The following is a 17,021-nucleotide window of genomic DNA, read 5'->3' on the forward strand; positions in this document are numbered from 1 at the left end:
CCCGTTAGCAATCAACATAACCATCTGTGTACCGTGACTGTACCGGCAGTAACTTCTGACTGCTCCCGCCCAGTGGAGATTCATGAGATTTTTACTTCGGTCAAGGTGCAGGTATTAGCGATCATGCTGATTTGACACGTAATGAGAGGTGGGGATACTTCGGGCAAGGCTCCGCTGTAGCCCTGAACACTGAACTACCAAGGATTCGCGCAATGTTGACGGCAGTACTGCATGGCAAGGCAGGGAGGGTCGAGGTGGAAGGGAGGGCCATTGGTTGGCGTGAGCTCTTTCGTCAGCGTGAAGACTTGCTCACGGGTGTATTGTTCGGGAGGTTGCCTTACCTGAGCGATGGCGCGCAGGAGCAGTTCCTGACGCTCCTGCTAGGCGCTGAGATCGCCAGTGAGCTGGGCACCCTCCAGGAAATCACGTTCTGGCCCAAGTTGCGCGCTGGAAAGTATCGCGGGTTTGTAGAGCCTGATGTGCTCATGGATTATCCCAACCACCAGTTGCTGGTGGAGGTTAAACCACCGTATTCAGGCTCCCAGCGACTCGAACAATGGCGAGCAGAGGTTAGAGCACTTCAACAAGAGGATGGAGACCCCAAACCCATTGTTTTGCTTGCTCTGGGCAGAAACCCCAATCACTCAAGTGACATGGCAACTAGTCTGCAGAGTGAGTTTTCTGCGGTACGTCTGCGGGTGGTGTGTAGGGAGTGGCAGGAGGTAATGAAAGGATTGACAGCGATTCTTGCGAGCGCCGATACCAGGGATGCGCACATTATCGAAGATTGGCTGCAGGCGTTTGGGTTGTTCGGCATGACGAATGAATGCGCTCCATTCATCGACCTGCTTCCTCTCGCTGAATCGAATGGAAGACTTCTTTCCGCCCTTGATTCACTCAAGGGCTGGCGCTCTGTGAGCGCTGTCAAAGCAGATAGAAAACCGATTGACTGGCATTCTTTGATGCCGTTGGTGAAGGCATTTGAAAAGGACGAAAATCAATGGAACTGAACCGTGAACAAGCGAATCAGCTGGTTGAACAGGTACAACGATCACATCGTTTATTGGCGGGCTTCTACAAACGGATTCTTCCTGCGATTGACGAAGTGGCAGCAAAATTTGGCGCAATCTTCTGGTCCTGGGACCCCATCGACCTTGGGCGTCCACCACGCGCAGCTACAAAGCCGTCCCGCAATTGGGCCTGGGACTACTTGCCGCTCATGAATGCCCAGTTCCTGTACATCCGCACCGAAGGCGTGCAGCACGCCTTTTTCGAATTTCATCTCAACACCGAGCCTGCGGTACTCAGAAGGCATCGCGTGGGTAATACGCAGCCGGATCCGCTCGAGCTTGAAGAAACAACGCCGAGCATAAGGATTTATGTTTACTGGCTCGTCGGCGAACCGCGTACTGATATCGATCAAGAGTGGAGGAATGCCGATTACCCGGGCGGTGACGCTTTTTCGGTATCGTCACTTACGGATGTGCTTTTAGGCACGTGGTGGGAGGTCGATCTGGCGGAATTCATTGCTGCGCCGCAGAAAACCATCGAACAGCTGAATGGGTTTGTATGTTACCCGCAATCCTGAACTGCGCCAGGCATGTTCGAAGTTGGGTAGGGTCGCAGAGGGCATCAGGCGGGTAGTGTGGGGAGTGCCGCTGACTAACGAAAAGTGCGCAAACTGTTCGCCATTCTGGCGTTATGTCTTAAGATGGCCGGTTGCCGAAAGAACCGTCATGGCAATCGCCATGAAGGGCTTTCATCCTTTGCATATCAAGTGTGGTGAAGATGAACAGGCCTTTCATTTCGCTGTGCCCTGAAATTACCCGGGCACATGCGCTGACGTTGATGGACTGGTTGGAAGACGAACGTGTTACCTGCTATCTGAGTGATTCGCGTGATGTTTCTCGCTCCATCGAACAAGCCATCGATCGGACTCAATTGCCGATCCTGACCCATCTATTCAATCGGGGCGGCCGATTCTTCATGGCCTATGACCGACATGACGCCCCCGTCGGCTTTGTCCGCCTCGTCAAGACTGGCTCCAACTGCGAGATCGTCCTGGTCATCGGAGACAGCGACAAGTGGGGCCGAAACCTTGGCGCCCGTACGATTCGCGAAGGCATGAAACTGGCCTTCCTCGACATGCGGGCCAAGAAGCTCATCGCCAAGATCCACCCCGACAACACGCGCTCGCTGAAAGCCTTTGTACGCAGCGGCTTTGTGCTGGAGAGCGAAACCCCGACATTGAAGTCATTTGCCATGACGATGGGGCGCTACCTCACGTTCTTGCGCGAAGGTGCCGTGGGCGACTCCACCGGGATCTACATCACAGAAATCGACAAGGCCAGGCTCGAGGGCCTGATCGCGCTAGAGGAAGGCCCGACCGTGGTGGAACTCGAGCATGAGCTCGAGCGGGCCATCGTCGTGAAGCCGCAGCAGGTGGCGCGCAATGTCGTCACGATGAACTCCAGGGCCTTGTTGCAGCTGGACGACGAGGAGATCGAAGTGGCGTTGGTCTACCCCGAAGACGCGGACAGCAGCACCGGCAAGCATTCGGTGTGTTCCGACATCGGCGCCGCCATCCTCGGCTATCAGGAGGGGGACGCCATCGACTGGCGAATCGCTGATCGAACCCGCCGGATCGAGATCCGGAAGGTGCTCTATCAGCCCGAGGCTGCGGGGCATTTCCACCTGTAGCTGCACTTTCAGTGGATGGTGGCGATAGAGTGGCTATGCTAGGCGTTTCGCAACCCGGCTCCACGAGCCACCTGATGCTCGATTCCAAGGACGGACCATGCACGCTGAAAGGGATAGTACAAACATAACCGGTGTGATTCGAGCCTACGGCGCAAGGTCTCTTGAGACCGAGCCTGCCTGGGCTGCATTGAATGACACTGGCGGTGCGAGCGCCGCGATTGGCGATGACGGGAATGAGGCTGCTGAAAGTACCGACAAGGACGCTTTCGGCCGCGCCATGAAGATGAAGGCTGCCCTTGACCCGTTCAGAGGCTTTGCGTGAGTGCGCAAGTCTGGATGGCGAAATATGGTGCCCTGCGCACCACGCCAGAGGCTGCAGGCAATGGCTGCGCGCAGCAGACCGTATCGGTGCTGCTGGAGGAAGGCTGTACCCTGTGTGATCAGGGTGAGTTCGATGCCGCACAGGCATGCTTTCGTGCCGTAGTGCAGCAATGTCCTGACTGGGCTGTTGGCCATAACAACCTGGGTTGGGCCTTGCAGCAATCGGGGCGCAATGAGGACGCAATTTCGAGCTACAAGGCTGCGATCAGCCTGCAGCCTGCCTTCGACCTGGCCAGGGCCAACCTGGCCTTTTTGCTGGCCACGCTGTATGGCCACATGGGCCAGCACGATTCGGCCCGTGGCATGTGGAAGGTCCTCGGCGAACTGTACCCGCGCGATCCAGAGATCCTGGAGCAACTCGTCAGCACTTCATTGCGTACTCACGACCTTGACGCTGCGGGCCTGTGGGCTGCGCACTATGCCTCTGTAGTTCGTGGTGACGAGCGCAGCCTGTCTCAACCCGGTGCCTTCGAAGGGCGTGGTGCTGTATCGAGGGCTTCGCGGGCGAAGCTGGCCCACGACCTGGAGCAGTTACGCTATTTGCGAGACCACCAGCTGATTGGTCCGCGTCTTGAGGCGGAGATTGCTAGCTATGAGGCAGCTCTCCAACCATTCGAACAGCCCAACAGTTTGGCAACACCCCCGGCCAACGTCGCTGCGCTGCCCCCGAGCTACGGGCGTAATGTGCACCAGTTGCAGGCTCCGCGACTGCAAGAAGGGGCCTTGAAGATGAGCCAGGCGCTGCTGCGAGCTGAACGCGATTACCTGGAGAGCCCCCTGGGCCTGGTCGTGATCGACGACTTCCTGTCTGCTGATGCACTGGCGCTTGTGCAGGCGTTCTGTTTGCAGTCCACCATCTGGCATACCGACCGATATGCTCATGGTCGGCTCGGCGCGTTCTTCAGGGAGGGTTTCAATTGCCCGCTTCTGCTGCAGGTTGCCGATGAGATTCGGCGTTGCTTCCCCCAGCTTATCGGCAAGCATCACCCATTGCTTCAGATGTGGGGGTTCAAGTACCAGCATGACCAGCCTGCGACACACCCCCATGCAGACTTTGCCGCTGTGAACGTGAACTTCTGGATCACGCCGGACGAGGCAAACCTTGACCGCGACTCGGGAGGGCTTGTGGTCTACGACGTCGAGGCACCCTCTGACTGGGATTTCGAAACCTACAATCGCCAAGGTGATCGAATTGCCGCCTTTCTGAAGGAGGCTGGAGCCCGGCGCACAGTCATCCCTTACAGGTGCAATCGCGCTGTGATTTTCAACTCAGATCTGTTCCATGCCACCGCGCCACTGGCTTTCCGGCCGGGCTACCTCAATCAACGGGTCAATGTGACGCTGCTCTTCGGGGAGCGTGGCAGCGCGCCGGGGCAATGAGACTGCCAGCCCGGTGAGGTAGCCACCGGGCTGGCAGCATCGGCTATTCGCCTTGCGTGCGGATGTCTACCTGCATGCTACCGACGTTGTCCGTCAGGCCCGCACCATAAATCCCGTTGAGGTCATCGTTGATGCACAGTTGCAAGGCCCCCGACTGTCCTGCCGGCACCTTGACCTGAGGCCCAACCAGAAACGGTGCGTTGTCGCCAATGCGGCCGATCAGGGCCCCCTCGAACTGGCCTGGCAGGGTATAGCCTTGCTTGGCGCGATAGTTCGTGTTGCCGGCCGGGCCTGTTTTCCCTGTTGCCGGGTTGGAAGTCCAGGAGCCTTGCGCTGCAATCAGGGTGACCTGGCGGCCAGTCACTGTCAGGCCGCTTTGCTGCCAGGCTTGATTGGCCTGAATGGTCACGGTAACCGGATACAGGATGTTCACTGCATCACTGACGCTGGAGGCGTCGAAACCCGCCTTGCCAAGGGCTTCATTCATCTCGGTGGCCGGTGTGGCTGGCAGCACTTTCGGGTTGAGAATGGTTTTCCCGACGTCAAGCGCGGTCAGGTCCGGATAGGTGGTGTGCAGGATGATTGCGAGTTGGGTCGCGGTCAGGGGCGAGAAAACCTCGATCACGGCTTCGGCCACTGCGGTGTTGTCGGTGGTAGCCCCTCGGGCACGTGACTGGAGCTGGGCCAGTGCCTCTTTGACCGCCTCAAGGGGGCTCAGCCCTTGTTGCTTAAGAGACTGCAGGATGCTGATCAGGGTTTCGGTGCTCATGCTGTTTACCTCTCGTAGTCGCTGTTTGTAATGGGGTGAATGACGCAGTTGAACGGTGGATCTTCTTGCTCGGCATGGCGGCGTCACTGATAAGCGAGCACCAGCGCAGTTGATAGCTCCACAGGCGAGATGGCGGGGTACGCCACTTTGAGGCCTGTCGCGGTGTCCGTTGCGGGGTAACCTGCCTTTGCCATGGCGCGCGCCATCTCTGATACGCCAAGCTGTGGGAATGCCTTCAACAGATTGACTGCGCACAGCTCTCCAGGCACGCCCTGGTCACGCTGGGAGGCGGCAAACTGCAACGGATCGGGATACGCCAGGGCAAGTACGGTCGCCAGCTCAAGAGGTGGGGTATCAGGCCACACAGCAAGCAGGCCATTGCTGGTCTCAATGGCCGGGTAGCCGCCTTGCGCCATGGCGATGGCCAAAGTGTCCGGTGTCAGGTTCGGGAATGCCGCTATCAACTGTGTACCGCACGCGCTCCCCTCGATAGTGAGGGCATGCAGCGCGGTGGCCATTTCTGATGCGGTTGCATAGGGCGTAATCGTCACCTCGACGACGGCCGACGGCACGCCCGCTACGTAGTTCACCTGGTCGGCGCCAGGCAGCGCCCAGACCTGCACCTGGTAAACGGAAGGCGAATGCGAAGGGCAGGGTAGAGCGAAGTCTGCATGCTCGACGCCGCTTTCCTCCCGGGCATGCAGCTCAATAACCAGAGGGGCAGCCCCTTTCTTCTGCGCCAATGCCTGGTAGCGCAATGCACCGGCAACCGAACGCCAGCGCAACGCAACATTGCTGCCGATACTGCTGGCCTGGAAGTCCTGGGGCTGGCCTGGACGTACAAGCGTCAGCGGCTCGCTGTCTGGACTCGCTACGGATGCATGCCCACCCTTGGCCGTTACGCTGAAGCGATAATCCCCCGCTGGGGAAGCCTCTTCGAAAATGAATGCGTATGTCGCAGGTGGGAGCGACTGATCTGCGCCGGGCTCGATCTGGACCCTATCGGTCGCACTCCCGGGCAGGCGGGTAGAGAGCTCGTACGAGGAGGCCCCGGCAATCGGTGGCCAACTCAGCTGCACTCCATATGCTGGCGCCGGGACCGTGGTGTCTGCTTGAGCGCTGGGTTGGGCCGGCGCTGTCAGCCGGTTGAAGGGAGCCGCCGCCCAGCGGGTGGCCGATTGTTCATGAACACCCTGGACCTGGGCCGTGTAAGGGCCTGAAGGCCACTCTGGGCCAAACTCGAACTGGGTCTGCCGGGCCGCACCCGCCAGGTCCGGGTTGTTCAGCAGGATGGTCGCGGCACTGTCGAGCAATTGCGCGTGATAGCGCGCATTGCCCTGGCCACCCCCCCAGGTCAGAGTGACCACACGGTTGGTGATGGTGACTCGCGGATCAACAGGCGGGCTCTGTGTCGCGGTTCCTGTTCCTGTTCCTGTGCCGCCAGTGCCAGTGCCAGTGCCAGTGCCAGTCCCTGTGCCTGTGCCAGAAAAGAAATCTGCAACCGCGACTACGGCCCCGGCGACCAGGGCCCCAGCAGCGCCGGCCCCCGCCTCTGCGGCCGTGGCTGCGGCAAGGGTCTCTGCAGCTGTCGCAACAACAGCATCTGCTGCTACACCGTCGATCAAGGCCTGGCAGGCAAGAGTAGCGGCATAGGAGGCCGCGGCTTTTCCCGCGGTGAGACCAATGACGGCAGCAATGGCCTCTCGGTTTTTCACCAGGGCTTTGACAAATGATTCAGCTGCTGCAGCCAGAGCACGTTCGATGTAGTTGCCCAACTCGGAAAAGCTGATCGAGTTGGGTAGGGGGATCGACACCAACCCTGGAAATGGAATCGCTACCGCGGTGAGGGAGGTCTGCGCGACGCAGAGCGTATAGGACCCATCGAGGACCAGCGTTACCCCCTCATCATTTTCCTGGGTACCAAACGAGACATTCACGCGGAATTTCGACTGTAGAAGCTTCTCGAAGGCGAACCCGACGAGTTTGCCGCACCCGGCGCTGCCCTGGTCGGAGAGTTTCTGCAGTGTCTTGATGAAATCGATGGCGTTGGTCAGATACTCGAAACTTGGCCAGTTCGTCACCTGGAAGCCACCGTCCTTGCTGTACCGAAGCCCCAGGGATGTGCCAGCGGGCAGGAACGGTGGGTAGTTCGATAGCGCCGTGAGCGTACCGTCGACCTGGGTGTTTCCCTTCGCGTTTCTGGTGGCTTTCACGCGGACGTCGACGCCAAATTGTTCCTGCATGAACCATAGGCTGCCAACGAAACCCATAGAGGATTTCTTCTCGACGGTAGACAGCTCGAACGCAGGCCCGCCGATGGGCTGTGAGGCGCGTGATGCCGCGATGGTCACGATGAAGAGGTCGATGGGCTTGCCCAGGCTGATATCGGCAGTGACGCCATCCTCGGCAATCTGGATCGTGCCGACCACTTCCAGGGTCTTGACGAGTGTCAGGTCGAACAGCGCCCTTATGTTGAACCCATTCTGGTAGTCGATGCTGGCGCTAAGTTGACGATCGGGCAGGTCCCCCTCGGCAGGGCATGAGAATGTCTCCAGTCTTGCGAGTTGGCTTCCAGCGGCCGAGCGGTAATACAGCTCGCTGCCTGCCTTGAAGGTGATGTCGATGAGCGAGGTCGGCCACGGGGCCCCCGGGATGCATTGGTTGAACACATCACCGATCGACAGTGCCTTGTCGACTTTTATGCTGGCCACCTGGGGTTTGCCGTTGTGCAGGTAGATGTACCCGGTCAGCTGGGCTGAGCCGACTCTGACCGTACCCTGGACCTGGAATGTTCGTTGATCATCGTTGTCGCCATAGCGAGCGAATATCCCGAACACCAGGCGCTGGAAGGTAATGCCACGCATCTGGTCGCCGAAGAGCCTGGTAACGCTTTGATCGGGTTCGGCACTTTTCAAGCAGGCTGAGAAGGTTCTGTTGACCTCGTCCGAGTTCAGTACCCCTTCGAACAGATACTGCTTCTCATCAAAAAGGGACACACGCAGCTTGCCTTTGACATTGAGCTGTCTGGCTTCCTTGAAGCGATATCGAACCTCGACCTCTTCAAAGCCGAACAGCTTGAACAAGCGGATGTTCGGCAAGCTGGCCAAGTAGATCGCGTCACTCACCGCCTTGCCGGCGACAGTCCCTCTAGCCAGCACCGCGGAGAGTGAAAGTTTGTCACCGTCGCCAGAGGGCGAGGCGTACCCTATTTCAATCAGGCTGCCGAACAGCTTGATATCGTCGAGGCTTACCGTCAGCCAAAACCCCGCTGTATTGGTCATCGGCTCGGTGGCCCTGGAGACACTGAGTGGAACCGGCGATTGCGGGAAAATCTTGTCCAAAGAGGTGTTCGGGGGGACCGCCCCGTTGCCGAAATGACTGAATGTGAAGAACCCGGCATCCATCACCCTCAGATATTCGGCCGGAAGCTCGATATCGAAGGCTTTGTTGAGTTCAGCGAGAACATTCCACCCCTGTGCATCCTCTGTTCCCAGGTCTGCATAGATCAGGCTGTACTGGCGTGACAGGTCCAGCTGGCACTTGCTTCGGGCGGCGATCTTGCGACCAAAAATCTCCGACCAGGCAAAGTGCGCCGTAACGCGGATATCCATGGGCGAGGGGCCCTCCCGCAGGCAGGTACATCAATGCGGTGGGGCATAGTGACATGCCCCACCGTGGAGGAGTCAGGCCTTGACTTCGAATTTCCCGTCTTTGTATTTGCCTTCGGAGACTTCAACGTTGAGCGCCTGGACGACCTTGGCGTCACCACCAATGGCGTCGGAGATCAGGTCCATGGGGGGTGCAACTGCAACGTATACCTGGTCGGTGGCGCCGACGGCGACTTCGAGAAGTGTCTGCGGTACCGCGTCTGCGGCTTCGCCTTTGGAGGTGACAGTGAAGATGAACGGCTTATCGGCAGTCGGTGCGGAGTTGGGGATGTTGAGCGAAGCTTTGTAGGTCTTGTTGTCGATCAAAAACTCAGCATTTACTTTGGCACTGATACCCATTCTGAGAGCTCCTTGCTGCATGGACTGGGGGGGGGGAGGTGGCCACCTTCCTGGTGACGCGACGGTGGCGCTTGGAAAAGTAGTAGGCACTCGACGATATAGCAAATGGCCACGATCTTTTTTTGCCTCGCTGCAGGTGCGTTGCGGGCGCGGCATTCCTTCGCTCGTGGGCTACCGGGGGCGGCCACGAAGCAAAGAAGGTGTCTATAAAATCCGGGGCGATTCATGGTGCAATCGCTATTCCTCTCTCGGCGACTCCAGTGTAAGGAGTCGAGCTGTGGTGACCGCGGCTTGGAGATCAAGATGGCTTGAGGCGAACGACTTCATGAGGAGCGGGCGGGGAAGGGCCCAATCCCATTTCTCTCGGATCATGTTTTCGACATTTTCCAAGATCGGCTCTACGTTCGAGATGTCCATTTGAGCGACCATCCGCAACGCTCGCAATGTGTCCTCCGCGCCGAATGCAACTTCCAGGAAAAGCCCGGTGTTTTCACACTGAATGCCCACATGCCTGAGCAACAAGGCCAGCGCATCGTTGGTGTAATCCCCTCGCCAGGTTGCCACATGGCTTACGCTGGCAGAGCCAATAATCGCCGCGCCACCCAACCCGAGAGCGCGGAAGTTACTCCGAGCCTCGTCTAGGAGCGCTTGAGCGTGTTTGTCCAGGAAGGGGCAGGATGTGGTTTCCATCAACACGTTTCGCATTTCAAGCCTGACACGATCATCGACCTGGGCACCAAGCCCATCAAACTGAGGGGGCTCGCCGCCCCGCGCCGGTGTGACCACGATCACCTTTGCTTCGAGGTCGACATCCTGAACCTGCCAACGCCTTCCGCCGAAGATGATGCGCTGTCCCTTGGTCAGGGGTTTGCTGACGGGCAGCGAGCCAAGTGGCTTCCCATCCCGGAGCAAACGAAACTCTTCATCGCTTGTGAAGGCGGTGTAGAACTCATAGTGGTTGATCAACCGCTCCCCGAGTTCGCCTGGTAGCAGAAGTCCTGAGCTGTCCTGGACGATCAATTCCTTCTCACCCATACCCTTGAGCAAAGCCAGGAAATCAGGCTGGGTGACGCTCGCAAAACTGCCGCTTGCGATGAGATTTCCCCATAATTGCGCCGCAGAAGCACCGCCGAGCTGAGCAATTGAGGATAGACACTGTTGCACCAGCGTCGAGGCGTGTAGGCCTCCCGATCGAGGCGGCTCAAACCATCCACTGATTAGCAATCTGATCATGGCGACCGTTTGGACAAGGCCCTCACGTAACTGATCGGAGAGATCCGACTTATCTGTTATAGGGCGCTCCCGGCAGTACGTCCTGAGCATCGCAGGCTCACCGGCGCGGCGACCCGAGCGGCCAAGCCTTTGCCTTAGACTTGCCACAGAGGGTGGACAGCCGATCTGTGCGACCGTCCTGATGCTACCGATGTCTATACCCAGTTCCAGGGTGGTAGTGCATACGGCAGAAGCTGGAGGATCTCCCGCTTTCAACGCCCGCTCGGCATCCTGGCGTAGCTCCTTGGACAAGCTACCGTGATGCGGCCAGAACTCGTTCGGAACACCATCGTTCTCGCACAGTGAGCGCAGACGGTCGGCAAACCATTCAACCTCTTGGCGCCTGTTGGGGAAGATCAGGTTGTTATGCCCCCTCAGCACCTTGTACAGGTGACCTGCGATAGCCACTTTGGTACCTGAGGTGTCTTCCTTCTCTGCGCCTTCATCTGTTGACGCATTCCCCGGGTGTTCCACCACCAGCTGTTGCATGGGCTGCTCAATGTAGCCCCGCACCTGTACCTGGAGCTCTTGGCCAGAGGACTTTGACTCAATAACCGTGATGCCATCCGGGCACGCTGGCCTCAGGAACTTGCGGGCCAGCGACATCTCCCCAAGTGTCGCCGAAAGCCCTACACGGGGCAGCGTTCTACCCACGACGATTTCAACCCGTTGCATGAGCGATTGCAGCTGCTTTCCACGCTCACTTCCGATGAAGGCATGAAGCTCATCGACGACGATGTAGCGAAGGTTCTGAAAAGCCCCAGGTAAGCCTGAGCCTCTGTTTACGAACAGGGCTTCTAGGGACTCCGGAGTGATCAGCAAGATGCCCTCAGGCGTTTTCAAAAACCGTTGTTTCTTGCTTGCTGCCACATCGCCATGCCAAGCAACGACGGGCAGTTCGAGCCTCTCACATAGCCGGCTAAGCCTGTCCCACTGATCGTTGATCAACGCCTTGAGCGGGCTGATATACAGCACCGCGCCGGCTGGCTCACTGTTGTTGAGCAGGTTGGTCAGGATCGGCAGGAATGCGGCCTCTGTTTTACCTGCGGCAGTGGACGCTGCAATGATCACATCGCGATCGGCGCCCACCAATGCCGGTACCGCCCACTCCTGCGCATCACGCAGAGACGTCCACCCCTGTGACCAGATCCATTGCTGAACCTCCGGGTGTAAACGCTCGAACGAAGAAGAGTCAGAGCTTGAAGCTGGCGAGCTCATCGTCGGCCTCAACTTCAAGATCTTGCTGCCCGGCCTCATCTTTGGTCAGCTCCACGGCGCCCAGCAAAGTTCGCCAATCGGCGGTAGGGTTCTGCTCGATCACCGCGAGCAAGTTGATGAAAGCCGTAATGGTCGTGCGCGGCGTCCGGAAATATGCCTCGCCCAAGCGCTGGTTGCAGTGCGCCATGAAAGCGGGGACGGCTTCATCTGGCAGCAAAAACTTCTCAGGCTCACCGTAGGCGTAGACACTACGCAGCTTCTGCAGAAGCACGTAGAAGTCTTCAGGTGTCAGGCTGCTGAGTCGAATGACAGGCCCAGAAAGGTCGACCAGGCCAGACTTAGCAAAGCTGTTTTCAGCGAGGCGGGATTGCAGGGCAGGGTAGCTGTAGAGCCCCCGACGAGTGTCCATCAGAAACTCTGGTGTGCCGCCCAATACAAAACCCAGGCCTTCAGCGGAACCCTGCAACGAATCGTTGAGGATGCGCAGAATCTGTTCGTAATTGGCGTTACGGGCCTGGGTGTTTGCCAGTTTGTACAGGTTGACCAGTTCATCCAGGCAGACCATCAAGCCGCCGAAACCAGCCAGGCGTACGAATCGTGACAACAATTTCAGCTGGTCGTAGACAGAAACATCATCGACGATCGTCCGCACGCCCAGCGCAGCGCGGGCGTCAGTCTTGGTGGAGAATTCCCCCCGTAGCCAACGAATGGCGTCAGCCTTGAGCTGCTCGTTACCTTCCTCGAAGCCGCGGCAGTAGGCGGCAATGACGTCGGCAAAATCATACCCATTGACCATCTCGGTGAGCTCTGCCAGGTACTCACGAATGACCGCCTCACTCTCGACACCTTTGGTCTTGGCTTCCGTCTTAGCCTGGGAGATGAACTTCTCAACGATACCCTGCAGAGCGCCGCCTTCTGGCTTGGTGCGGGTGGCCATGTTTTTAGCCAGCTCCGAGTAAAGCGAGCGCGCTTGGCCACCTGAAGCGTGAAGGCGGCGGTCTGGATTCAAATCGGCGTGCATGGTGACAAGCTTGCGCTCCATGGCGATGCCGCGCACCAGGTTTAGGAAGAAGGTTTTGCCCGCGCCGTACTCGCCAACGACGACGCGAAAAGCCGAGCCGCCATCCGCAAGACGATCCACATCTTTGAGCAGCGAATCGAGTTCACCCGCTCGACCTACCTGGATGAGATGCTGCCCAACACGGGGCACTACGCCCGCACGCAGCGATTGAATGACCGCGTCGCGATCCTTGGCTCGTATCTTACTCATAGGGCTAGCTCATCCAGAATGTCGGGGTTGATTTCGATGGGATCATCACCTTCGGTCACGGACATGTCGAACAGCTCAAACGCTGTGTCGTTGATCCGCTCCAAGGCGCCATCCAGCATCAGTTCCATATCACTGGCTGCGTCTTCCAGCTCGGCACGGCTCCACTCAGACCGTGACACCAGAAGTCGAAGGAACGCTGAATGCTCGACGTCCAAGCCATGTACGGTAGCAAGCTGTTCGGCGCTACTTTCTTCCTGCCGTTGGGGCGCCTCGGGCTCCAGGGCGCTAGGCGTCTCAGTCAGCGATTCTTCATTGAAGACGCTGGCCAGGAGCGCCGACACTTCCGCCGTTTCTTGTTGCAAGCGAGCGACCTTGTCCATGTCCAGTGCAAAGCCAGAGCCAGTGCTTTCTGATGTCTGTGTCGCAGTGGCCAGCGCGGCATTCGCAGTCAGTGCCTCCACTCCATGGGAGGGCCGAACAGCTGCACTGTGGAGGTCGCTGTAGACGAACTGCGGATCGAGGGCGAGCGACTTGTATACGCGCTCAAGGAGCTTAACTTCCTGTGGCGTCACCTCGCCATCCGCTTGTGCCAGGTGGGCCAGGAAGCTTGCAATTTTCCGCTTGGCCTCGATCGTCAGCGGCTCAAGCTTCTTCTTGAGGCTTGCCAATGTCGGCGGTTGCTTCAGTTGAATCTGGAGGTGCGCCTTCAAGCGTTTTCGATGCGCGACGCAGAGGTGATCCCATGAGTCAATGTGGCCGGACAGCAGACTCACCTCTTCTAGCGAGGTGTCACCGTCTGCCGCAGCCACTGCACTGGCCAGGTCTAAAGTCACTGCTGCAGCGCTGTAAGCATCGGTCGAACGAAGAGTGCCTTCATCAGAGTCCGCTGCGAACAACGCGATAGTGTCTTCTGCCTTGGGCGTACGGCTGCCAGAAAGCACATCGGGCTCTAATCCGATCCGCTTGCTTTCCAAAGCCCGGGCGAGTGCCACGACTTTGTCGCGGGAAAGCGCGCCGGCGGATTTGAAACGACCTGCCAGCTCAGCGAAACTCATGCAGATGGTTTCGCCGCCGACGCGTTGTTCCAACTGTTCGAGCTCTGCTTTCGCTTCAGCAGGCCAGAGCTCTGTTGGCAACTGCAGGATGGCTTCCAGGCTATCTCCAGCGTCTGGGTTACGCCCCAGATACCGACTGTAAGCGTCTAGAACGGTGGTGCAATCCTCCACTATAACCTGCAGCTTGTTACGCGTTCCTGAGGTTGCGGCGACATCCGGGAGGTCGCCCACGGCTGCTGCCGGGATGTTCAATCCGGAAGAAGCAGGGCGATAGGCAATCTTCAGCTTGGTCTTGTTCTGAGGCAGCACAATGCCGTTGGGATAACGTTTTGCGAATTCGTTTTTGAAGAGTGCTGCGAATTGCTCAGGACAACGGGTCACAGGTGTACGCCTGGAAATGTTGGGCTCTGCGAGCGCCCAGGCCAATGCCCAGCTCGGATTGAGAGGGTATTTATCCACGGCCATCTGACCGAGCGCGACTCTCAGTGACATGGGCAGCTCGTACCCATCTGCGGCACTGGCGGTGGGTTCACTCATATAGCTTTGAGGTTGAACAGAACCCGCGTCGATATGGGCGAGAAAGCGGGTAGCGTAGCCGCGGAAAGAATGGTTGTCCCCGTAGAGACCAAGCAAGCGTTCGACCTCGGCCTTGATGGCAGGGATCTCTGCCTTCGCCTGAGGATCGCTCGGTGCATCGATCAGCGCGCGGCGTTCAAGCCCGTAAAAAAACAGGAATACGTATCCCGCATCCGCAGGCTGGCGGCGACCTCTTGCCAACCATTGCAGATACGCTCGCCGCGCCTCAGGCGTGATGCTTCGGTAACTTGGCCAATAAGGCATCTGCCGCTCTGTAAGGCTCATGGGTGAGCGTGCGACTCGAAGCGTTGCATCAATCAGGGACGGTTCAGTCTGACCGAACTGGGTTGCCCGCTCGGTGATGTAGAGCATTCCACCCGGGATAGCCAATCCGGCCACGGTGATGGACTCACCTTCTGCAAGCCAGCGAACGCCCATGGGCTTTGCACTTGGCTTTGGGATGGCGTAGTTCTGACTATCGCTGGACGAACCGACTTGGACAGTATGGAAGTCTCGCTCGCGGGTACTGGTGCCAAACTGGACGGTGAGACTGGGGGAGGTTGCCTGTCGAGATTCAGCGGCGATCTCCGCAACAATGTCATCTTCAGGCGCGTAACGCTTTGCCTGGGTGGCGCGTCTGACGGCCCATACCAACGCACTTACGCCCAAGATAACTCCAAGGGTGATCCACGCTTGCTTTGGAACTTGCGCCACAAGGGCAACAACGAATAACAAGGCGTACAGAGCGATCGGCCCGCCGCCGCTCCCTTTGCGCTTCCGTGGCATATGAGTATTCCGTACAGTTGGTAATGGCCAGATGACATTCTTACGGATTTCACGAGGCGGGCCAAGCGGAACAGACGAAGGGAGCGCTGGGGCGAGATTACTTAAACGGATCCCCAACAAAGCCATCTGCTTACAAGGCTATGTCAGGGCTGTGTTGCGGAGGTGAATGGATCGTGGCGCTGCTCTTCATACGCCTGATTCTCAGTGAGACCATAATCTTGGTAGCGTCTCGCGATGGGTGAGAAAACCCAAGAGTACACATGTACTCCTTTGCACCTTAGGCGCCTCAACTGGTCTATTGAGGCAGCTTTCGACAACATCTCTCCTGCACTTCAAATAGCCTCTTCCAACGCAGCGATTAGCGCCTCCAAAGCTTCAGCCAGGCGGGCGTCTTCACGGGCATCTCCGCTTTCAGGAACAAACTCTTGGCAGTGTCGTAGCAGTGCGTCGCGGTCGTTACGGTTCAGATCAAGTTGAATGTGCATGTTCGAAAATCCCTAGATGGTTGAACTGCAGCCCGCCCCCTGGCGCTCAAGCACGCTTTGGTCGAATATTGCGCGCCGATTGGAAGCGAGGAGGACAGGGCATTGAAGGTTGAGCAGGAAGCGCAGGTGTGGTTGTACGCCGCTGAGCACTATCGTGATTCTCTCATGGCGATAGTGGGTGATGCAGTCGCCAGCTACCGCCGTAAACCGGGCCTGGACAGTTTCACTCGCATCTACAAGCAAGACGTTGGCGCCGTAGCGTTTGCAGTGCTTGAGCGCGTCCTGCCCAGCGCGGATTTGCCGCGCACCGACAGCAGCTACATCCCTGTCCGGGAACAGTTACGGTCACATCTGATTTATCAGGTGCTAAAACGCCTTGTAGAAGAGGAGGCCGTTCCAGTTGAGCTAAGGGATATCCTGTTTTCGATTGACCTTGGACTCTGACACTCGGCGATCTCAACCTCTGCTACTCGGCAAAGCACAGTTCAGCTTGAGATGACGGGTAAATAGCCTTGTGCCGGCGTGCCGACGAGGGCTTTGTTATGCAGATAGGAGTCGCTGATGAGACTACTAGGCCGCTGAGCGCGCCATTGGCCTGCAGATCTGCAACGTCAGCTTTCAACCGCTGTACCAGGGTATCAATCGGTTGACCGCTCTCCACACTCAACGTCAGTGTGAAAAGCGTCAAAGGGCTGAGCCCCATCGCATCACCTATCGCAGTCAGCTTCTCTACCGTAGGGCTTGATCGGCCGTGTTCCAGCTTCAGCATGTAGCCACGGCTGCTCGCTACTGCCATATCCTTATGCGTCAACCCGCGGCTAATGCGCATGGTTTTCAGTACAGTGGCGAAAGCTGCTTTCAGCGACATAGATGCTCCTGGCCAATGTCAGGCGAGAAAAGCCCGCAACCATTTTCAGCGGAAGTACCCGACGTAGAGCATCTGACAGTACCACAGAGACCTTCCCGCCAGTCTTAACGAAGAACCTTTTCAGGCCAGCATCGGGATAGGCCTGCAGCTTTCCCGGCGCGGACTGCCCGTGCCCATCGCTCACCGTGATCTAGTTGTTTTCACTGATTAACCTCATATAATCAGTGACTTTCTCTGTATTTAAAGTATTTTCC

Annotated in this window: 12 protein-coding genes and 1 pseudogene; 5 read left to right on the forward strand and 8 right to left on the reverse strand. The window is 58.0% G+C overall.

The annotated features are described in order from the left end of the window. Positions 1–212 precede the first annotated feature (212 nt). The 4 genes and pseudogenes from N0B28_RS12510 to N0B28_RS12525 all read left to right on the forward strand — a co-directional run bounded on the left by N0B28_RS12510 (position 213) and on the right by N0B28_RS12525 (position 4,461). On the forward strand, positions 213–1,010 hold the full coding sequence (locus N0B28_RS12510) for a hypothetical protein (RefSeq protein ID WP_275731967.1): 798 nt from the start codon (positions 213–215) through the stop codon (positions 1,008–1,010). Continuing rightward, positions 1,001–1,588, forward strand: a complete 588-nt coding sequence (locus tag N0B28_RS12515) for a hypothetical protein (RefSeq protein WP_275731969.1) — start codon at positions 1,001–1,003, stop codon at positions 1,586–1,588. The genes N0B28_RS12510 and N0B28_RS12515 overlap by 10 nt, the downstream gene beginning before the upstream one ends. Before the next feature lie 148 nt (positions 1,589–1,736). Further along, positions 1,737–2,700: pseudogene (locus N0B28_RS12520) on the forward strand (GNAT family N-acetyltransferase). A 318-nt stretch (positions 2,701–3,018) separates the two neighbouring features. After that, on the forward strand, positions 3,019–4,461 hold the full coding sequence (locus tag N0B28_RS12525) for a tetratricopeptide repeat protein (protein ID WP_275731970.1): 1,443 nt from the start codon (positions 3,019–3,021) through the stop codon (positions 4,459–4,461). 43 nt (positions 4,462–4,504) lie between these two features. On the opposite strand, the gene N0B28_RS12530 is transcribed toward N0B28_RS12525, so the two are convergent. The 7 genes from N0B28_RS12530 to N0B28_RS12560 form a co-directional block, all read right to left on the reverse strand. Then, complete coding sequence (locus N0B28_RS12530; protein ID WP_054914499.1) at positions 4,505–5,230, reverse strand: hypothetical protein; 726 nt, start codon at positions 5,228–5,230, stop codon at positions 4,505–4,507. An 83-nt stretch (positions 5,231–5,313) separates the two neighbouring features. Next, complete coding sequence (locus N0B28_RS12535; protein WP_275731972.1) at positions 5,314–8,841, reverse strand: hypothetical protein; 3,528 nt, start codon at positions 8,839–8,841, stop codon at positions 5,314–5,316. A gap of 72 nt (positions 8,842–8,913) precedes the next feature. Next, positions 8,914–9,237, reverse strand: a complete 324-nt coding sequence (locus tag N0B28_RS12540; protein WP_116053973.1) for a hypothetical protein — start codon at positions 9,235–9,237, stop codon at positions 8,914–8,916. Positions 9,238–9,474: 237 nt separating this feature from the next. Beyond that, complete coding sequence (locus tag N0B28_RS12545; RefSeq protein WP_275732053.1) at positions 9,475–11,658, reverse strand: DEAD/DEAH box helicase; 2,184 nt, start codon at positions 11,656–11,658, stop codon at positions 9,475–9,477. 43 nt (positions 11,659–11,701) lie between these two features. Further along, complete coding sequence (locus tag N0B28_RS12550; RefSeq protein ID WP_153338026.1) at positions 11,702–12,997, reverse strand: ATP-binding protein; 1,296 nt, start codon at positions 12,995–12,997, stop codon at positions 11,702–11,704. Further along, positions 12,994–15,414 carry a TerB N-terminal domain-containing protein gene (locus N0B28_RS12555; protein WP_275731975.1) on the reverse strand — a complete coding sequence of 807 codons (2,421 nt, stop codon included), beginning with the start codon at positions 15,412–15,414 and terminating at the stop codon, positions 12,994–12,996. Before N0B28_RS12555 ends, N0B28_RS12550 begins: the two co-directional genes overlap by 4 nt. Before the next feature lie 332 nt (positions 15,415–15,746). Continuing rightward, a complete protein-coding gene (locus N0B28_RS12560; protein WP_178118195.1) occupies positions 15,747–15,899 on the reverse strand; it encodes a hypothetical protein in 153 nt (50 codons plus the stop codon). Positions 15,900–16,001: 102 nt separating this feature from the next. Here N0B28_RS12560 and N0B28_RS12565 point away from each other — a divergent pair, with 102 nt between their 5' ends. Next, entirely contained in the window at positions 16,002–16,343 is a 342-nt protein-coding gene (locus N0B28_RS12565) for a hypothetical protein (RefSeq protein ID WP_153338028.1), read from the forward strand. A 22-nt stretch (positions 16,344–16,365) separates the two neighbouring features. Here the strand turns inward: N0B28_RS12565 and N0B28_RS12570 are convergent, their stop codons facing one another. Then, positions 16,366–16,767: a helix-turn-helix transcriptional regulator gene (locus N0B28_RS12570; protein WP_275731977.1), complete on the reverse strand. Its 402-nt coding sequence runs from the start codon at positions 16,765–16,767 to the stop codon at positions 16,366–16,368. Between the last annotated feature and the right edge of the window lie 254 nt (positions 16,768–17,021).

This window comes from Pseudomonas sp. SD17-1, from assembly GCF_029201585.1.
In the GTDB taxonomy this organism is placed as follows: domain Bacteria; phylum Pseudomonadota; class Gammaproteobacteria; order Pseudomonadales; family Pseudomonadaceae; genus Aquipseudomonas; species Aquipseudomonas palmensis.

Excerpts from the sequence above, each read along its gene's own strand:
- N0B28_RS12510 (WP_275731967.1), top strand. The coding sequence starts at position 213 with ATGTTGACGGCAGTACTGCATGGCAAGGCAGGGAGGGTCGAGGTGGAA.
- N0B28_RS12515 (WP_275731969.1), top strand. The coding sequence starts at position 1,001 with ATGGAACTGAACCGTGAACAAGCGAATCAGCTGGTTGAACAGGTACAA.
- N0B28_RS12530 (WP_054914499.1), bottom strand. The coding sequence starts at position 5,230 with ATGAGCACCGAAACCCTGATCAGCATCCTGCAGTCTCTTAAGCAACAA.
- N0B28_RS12535 (WP_275731972.1), bottom strand. The coding sequence starts at position 8,841 with ATGGATATCCGCGTTACGGCGCACTTTGCCTGGTCGGAGATTTTTGGT.
- N0B28_RS12540 (WP_116053973.1), bottom strand. The coding sequence starts at position 9,237 with ATGGGTATCAGTGCCAAAGTAAATGCTGAGTTTTTGATCGACAACAAG.
- N0B28_RS12550 (WP_153338026.1), bottom strand. The coding sequence starts at position 12,997 with ATGAGTAAGATACGAGCCAAGGATCGCGACGCGGTCATTCAATCGCTG.
- N0B28_RS12555 (WP_275731975.1), bottom strand. The coding sequence starts at position 15,414 with ATGCCACGGAAGCGCAAAGGGAGCGGCGGCGGGCCGATCGCTCTGTAC.
- N0B28_RS12560 (WP_178118195.1), bottom strand. The coding sequence starts at position 15,899 with ATGCACATTCAACTTGATCTGAACCGTAACGACCGCGACGCACTGCTA.
- N0B28_RS12570 (WP_275731977.1), bottom strand. The coding sequence starts at position 16,767 with ATGTCGCTGAAAGCAGCTTTCGCCACTGTACTGAAAACCATGCGCATT.